1 protein-coding gene is annotated in these 218 nt (G+C 54.6%); it reads right to left on the minus strand.

What is annotated here, in order from left to right; genetic code table 11:
- On the minus strand, window positions 1-179 hold a 179-nt coding region (locus tag QP990_RS12410; protein WP_396127290.1), incomplete at its 3' end, for an HNH endonuclease.
- Window positions 180-218 lie beyond the last annotated feature (39 nt).

Below are 218 nucleotides of genomic sequence, written 5' to 3' on the forward strand. Positions count from 1 at the left end.
TTCTTTTTGTGTTTGCCGGTGCGGGTTTCTTGGGTGGTTTTGTTGGTGTGGCATTGGTGGCAGAGGACGCGGAGGTTTTCTAGGTTGTGGGTTCCGCCTTGGCTTATTGGGGTGATGTGGTCTACTTCGTGTCCTGGTTGTCCGCATTGTTGGCAGGTGTGGTTGTCGCGGTTTCGGATTTGTTGGCGTAGGTGGTGTGGTGTTCCTGGGTGGTGTGG

Origin of the sequence: Corynebacterium sp. MSK071, from assembly GCF_030232125.1 — a bacterium.
Classification (GTDB): Bacteria; Actinomycetota; Actinomycetes; order Mycobacteriales; family Mycobacteriaceae; genus Corynebacterium; species Corynebacterium kefirresidentii.